The sequence below is a fragment of the Rhodoplanes roseus genome (assembly GCF_003258865.1).
GTDB lineage: Bacteria > Pseudomonadota > Alphaproteobacteria > Rhizobiales > Xanthobacteraceae > Rhodoplanes > Rhodoplanes roseus.
The window spans coordinates 1-3435 of record NZ_NPEX01000437.1 but is presented as its reverse complement, the minus strand read 5'-3'; the positions used below and the strand labels follow the sequence as shown (position 1 = coordinate 3435).

The window sequence follows — 3435 nt, the reverse complement described above, 5'->3', positions numbered from 1 at the left end:
TCCAAGGCATCGTGCTCTCCATCGAATCTCGCAAATCCGACGGAATCACAGCCCCCCGAAATCACTCACTCAATTTTCGGTCAGGCTCTGAGGCGCTCGGCGACGCCGAGCCTCGATGGATGCACGGCCGGGGCCGGCGCCCTTCGAGGCCGCGCTCTGCGCGGCACCTCAGGGTGATGGTTAGAGACTGCTGGTCGAGCTTTCTGCCCCCCCCTCAGGTCGCGCGGCGCTGGCGGCGTACCGCCTCGACGATGGCGCTGTTGTCGAGATCGCCCTGCCCGGCCGCGACGGCGTCGGCCATCATGGCCGCATAGGTCTCGGCGAAGGGCAGCGCCTGGCCCGTCGCCCCGGCAGTCTGCAGGATCAGCGCAAAATCCTTGGCCGATTGCGACACCTTGCCGAAGGCCTGGTAGTCGCGCGCGATCATCTTCGGCCCCTTCACGTCCATGACGGCCGAATAGGCCGCCGACTGGCGCAGCTCGTCGAAGAACAGGTCGAGCGGCAGGCCGAGCCGCTCGGCATAGACGAGCCCCTCGGCGATGGCGGCGCGGTTGAGGCCGAGCACCAGATTGGTGGCGAGTTTGGCCTTTCCCCCGTTGCCGGCCGCCCCCATGAAGAAGCTCTTGGCGCAGACCACATCGAGAATGTCGCGGCACGCCTCCAGGGTGGCGCGCTCGCCGCCGACCAGGCAGACCGCCTCGCCGCGCGCGACCTGGTCGCTCGCCCCCGACAGCGGCGTCTCCAGCAGATCGAGCCCCCGCGCCTGCAGGCGCGCCGCCAGCGCCGCGATGCGGTCCGGGTCGCAGGTCGAGAAGCTCAGCACCTGCCGGGTGGCGCGCTCGCCCTCCGGCACGGCGAGCAGCCCGTCCGACCCTTCGGTCACGGCCTCGACCTGGGCGGTGTCGAACACCGCGACGAGGACGCGCCGACAGGTTTTCGCGATCTCGGCGATCGAGCCGACCGGCGTGCCGCCGCTCCCGACCAGCCGCTCCCGCGCCTCCGCGGCCGGGTCGTATCCGTCGACCGAGAAGCCGGCGGCGATCAGGCGCCGCGCCAACGCCGTGCCGATCAGGCCCAGGCCGATCAGCCCGAGCCGCCTGTCGTCGTTCTGCATGCGAAATGATCCGTGCTGCTGCGCGTGCGGCGCGCCCGACCGAGAGACGCGCCGCTGCATTCGAGACGAGGCTGGAGAAAAGCCCGATCGTCCGGCTCAGTCCACCCTGATGCCGGCCGACTTGATGATCGGCCACCATTTCTCGATCTCGGCCTTCTGGAAGGCGTGCAGCGCCTCCGGGGTCTGCTGCTCGGGCGGGAAGATCACCTGGGCCAGCTCGACCAGCTTCTTGCGGGTCGTCGGGTCGGCCAGCGCGGTCTTCAGCGCGCCGTTGAGCTTCGCCACCGCCTCCTTGGGCGTGCCCTTGGGCGCCCACAGGCCGTGCCAGAACGAGTAGTAGAAGCCCGGCAGGCCGGCCTCGTCGGTGGTCGGCACGTCGGGGGCGACCGCGAGGCGCTCCTTGGCCGTCACGGCATAGACCTTGATGAGGCCGGACTGGATGTGCGGCATGGAGGTCGCCGGGGTGTCGAGCTGGATGTCGGTGTTGCCGGCGATCAGATCCTGCATCGACTGGCCAGCGCCGCGATACGGCACCATGGTCCACTTCACCCCGAGCGTGTTCTGCAGCAGGACGCCGGAGATGTGGCTGGGCGTGCCGACGCCCGAGGTGCCCTCGGTCGCCCGGCCGTCGCTGTCCTTCAGCCATTTGACCAGCTCGGCCAGATTGGCGGCCGGCATGGTCTTGCGGGCGACGATGAAGAAGGGCTGGCTGGCGATCAGCCCGATCGGCTCGAAATCGGCCAGCAGGTCGTATTGCAGCGGATAGATCGCGCCGTTGACGACATTGGTGCCGGAATGGCCGATGCCGAACGTGTAGCCGTCCGGCGCCGCGCGGGCGACGCGGCCGACCCCGACCGTGCCGCCGGCCCCGGTGGTGTTCTCGACGATGACGGGCTGGCCGAGCGCCGCCCGCATGCCCTCGGCCACCACGCGGGCGACCACGTCGGTCGAGCCGCCCGGCCCGAGCGGCACCACCATGGTCACGGGTCGCGACGGAAATCCTTGTGCCGATGCGTCGGCACCCGGCAGCGCGACGGACGCCACCGCCGCCGCGGCGCAAGCCGCGGCCAGCCAAACCCTCATCATCCGTTTCCCCGACTGTTCTTGTTCGAGTCTTTGTATGCCGACTGAGGCAGCCGGAACTCTGGCGCCGCAGCGCACGAAACACAAGCGCCGTCGCACCGGCTGCCGCGTTTGTCGCACCGCGTCAGGTGATGCGGCATTCGACTCGGGCCGGGCGCGACGTTAAGCTCGCAGCGCACCATGCGGAAGCCGCGACCAGACAACAGCGGCGCCCGGAAACACCAAGCCTGCCGAAAGTCCTCATGAGCAAACCAATCGAGATCCGGATGGGCGGCTACGGCCCCGCCTCCACCTGCTTCAGCAAGGCGCTGAAGCTGATCGGCGACCGCGTCGAAGCGCGGTTCGGCGACGCCGTGAAAGTCCGCTACGTCTGGAACATCATGGATCTCGGCTACAAGGCCGAGGACATCCTGTGGCTGGTCGAGTCCGGCGTGCTGAGCGTCGGCTACCAGTCGTCGAGCTATCTGACGGACCGCGTGCCGGAGCTCGGCGTGGTCGACCTGCCCTTCGTCTTCTCACGCAACGAGGAGGCCCGCGGCGCCATGGACGGCGCGCTGGGGGCGTGGCTGGCCCAAAAGATCGAGGAGAAGGTCGACTACCGCATCCTCGGCTGGTTCGAGAACGGCTTTCGGCAGATCTCGAACCGGCTGCGCCCGGTGCGCACGGCCGCCGACCTCGCCGGCATGAGCATCCGCACTCTGCCGAGCGAGGTGCAGGCCCGCACCTTCGCGCTGCTGGGCGCGACGCCGCTGCGACTCGATCTGACGGAGGCGATCGCGCGCATCAAGGCCGGGACGCTCGACGCGCAGGAGAACCCGCTCGCCAACACGGTGACGTACCGGGTGCACGAGTTTCACCCGTTCCACACGATCACCAATCACTTCTACGTCTCGCGGCCAGTGTTCTTCTGCCGCGCCCAGTACGACGCCTGGCCGACGGATCTTCAGCAGAAGATGCGCGAGGCCGTCGCCGAGGCGGTCGCGGCACAGCGGGTGATGACCGGCGAGGAGGACGACGATGCGCGAAAGGCCATCGCGTCGTCCGGCGCCGAGCTGATCACGCCGACCGCCGCCGAGCACGCCACCTTCGTCGATGCCGTCGCACCCTTGCTGGCCGATGCGCGCGACACCTACGGTGCCGAGGCGATGCGGCTGGTCGGCCGCTGACGCGGCGAGCCGCCGCCCGCGCGCGCAAGCGGGGCTGTGCAGACGTCGTCATTCCGGGCGCGGGCGGCAGCC

Annotated in this window: 3 protein-coding genes; 1 reads left to right on the top strand and 2 read right to left on the bottom strand. The window is 69.5% G+C overall.

What is annotated here, in order from left to right:
* Window positions 1–214 precede the first annotated feature (214 nt).
* Together CH341_RS29695 and CH341_RS29690 are read right to left on the bottom strand one after the other, a co-directional pair.
* Window positions 215–1174, bottom strand: coding sequence for an NAD(P)-dependent oxidoreductase (locus CH341_RS29695; RefSeq protein WP_111422989.1), 960 nt, complete (start codon window positions 1172–1174; stop codon window positions 215–217).
* A gap of 36 nt (window positions 1175–1210) precedes the next feature.
* Window positions 1211–2200 carry a tripartite tricarboxylate transporter substrate-binding protein gene (locus tag CH341_RS29690; protein ID WP_245431314.1) on the bottom strand — a complete coding sequence of 330 codons (990 nt, stop codon included), beginning with the start codon at window positions 2198–2200 and terminating at the stop codon, window positions 1211–1213.
* Between the two features lie 239 nt (window positions 2201–2439).
* On the opposite strand from CH341_RS29690, the gene CH341_RS29685 reads away from it, so the two are divergent.
* On the top strand, window positions 2440–3363 hold the full coding sequence (locus CH341_RS29685) for a TRAP transporter substrate-binding protein (protein ID WP_170149864.1): 924 nt from the start codon (window positions 2440–2442) through the stop codon (window positions 3361–3363).
* The last annotated feature ends 72 nt before the right edge of the window (window positions 3364–3435 follow it).